Origin of the sequence: Streptomyces litmocidini (genome assembly GCF_014649755.1) — a bacterium.
Taxonomy (GTDB): domain Bacteria; phylum Actinomycetota; class Actinomycetes; order Streptomycetales; family Streptomycetaceae; genus Streptomyces; species Streptomyces litmocidini.
In genome coordinates, this window is record NZ_BMTQ01000061.1 from 1 (window position 1) to 1,465 (window position 1,465).

The following is a 1,465-nucleotide window of genomic DNA, read 5'->3' on the forward strand; positions in this document are numbered from 1 at the left end:
ACTTATAATAAATATAATCAAGTTATTAATAATTTATTAATTAAAAATAATTTAGTAAAAAATAAATTTTATTCTAAATATAATAAATTTAATATTGGTAATCTAAATGATTTTGATAATCATTGATTATCAGGTTTTATAGATGCTGATGGTTCATTATTAATTAAAATAATTAAACGTCAGAATAAAACTGAAATAAGATTAAAATTAAAAATTGATAAAAAAGATATAAGTATATTAAATTATATCAAAATATATTTATCTAATAATATGTTTAATATTAAAGGATGTTATATAGGTAAACGTAATCATGAAAATAATATAATATCATATTATATTGAAACAACATCTTTTAAAACATTTAAAAATGTAATAAATTATTTAGATAGATATCCTTTAATAGGATATAAATATTTAAATTATATATATATAAGAAAAGCATATATATTAATAGAAAATAAAGAACATTTAACTTTAGAAGGTATAGAAAAAATAAATAAATATAAAGAGAAAATGAAATATATTATAGAAAATAATAAAATATAAGATATAGTCCTAACAAAAATATAATAAAGTTTTTGTAGAGTAAAATACTCTAATTTATATATATAAATATTATATATATATAAATAAAGATAATTGATATATTATAATTATCCCTGGATTTGGAATTATTTCACATATAGTTTCAACTTATAGTAAAAAACCTATATTTGGAGAAGTTGGTATGTTATATGCTATGGGATCTATTGGTTTCTTAGGTTTCTTAGTATGAAGTCATCACATGTATGTAGTAGGATTAGATATTGATTCTAGAGCATACTTTACTTCTGCAACTATGGTAATTGCTGTACCTACAGGTATAAAAATCTTCTCATGATTGTTATGTTCCTTCAGTAAGAACATTATAATGATCAAAAAATATAATATATATATTTACCCATTTTTAATAATGGAGAGATATATATATCCTTTTTGAAGGAATATATATATTTATATAATTAATAAATTACCCCCTCCGATCACCGGAGGGGAGTGATTTATCCCCTTGGGGAATAAATTACCTTTAAAAGAGGATGATTTATATAATAATTTTAATAAGGAAAATAAAGAAATATTAAAATCATCAATAATGATTTTACCTGATTTAATTAATAAAAATATATATAAAATAATTCCAAGAGGTAATAAATTTTATATAAAACCTGATACTAAAACTAAAGATTTAGTTATATATGGTTCTAATTTAAGTTCATCTTTAAATAATAATAATTATACTAAAATAGTTAGATATATGGTAAATATACCTAATAGATTAGTATATATATTATCAGGTTTAATTATATCAGATGGATATATAGAATATAGTTCTAAATTAAATTTAGAAAATAGTATATTTAATTGTAATAAAGAAAAAATAAAATATAATAAAAATGGATTATTAACAGAACATTCTTGTAGATTT

The 1,465-nt window shown here is 18.4% G+C and carries 3 protein-coding genes; all 3 read left to right on the top strand.

Annotation, left to right across the window (positions count from 1 at the left end; translation table 11 throughout):
• Positions 1–138: 138 nt before the first annotated feature.
• Positions 139–546 (top strand): LAGLIDADG family homing endonuclease, encoded by a 408-nt coding sequence (locus IE180_RS37905; RefSeq protein WP_506005106.1) that lies wholly within the window; start codon positions 139–141, stop codon positions 544–546.
• A 109-nt stretch (positions 547–655) separates the two neighbouring features.
• Positions 656–775, top strand: coding sequence for a hypothetical protein (locus tag IE180_RS37910; RefSeq protein WP_506005107.1), 120 nt, complete (start codon positions 656–658; stop codon positions 773–775).
• A 273-nt stretch (positions 776–1,048) separates the two neighbouring features.
• Positions 1,049–1,465, top strand: a 417-nt coding sequence (locus IE180_RS37915; protein WP_190161115.1) for a hypothetical protein, incomplete at its 3' end; no start/stop codon positions are given.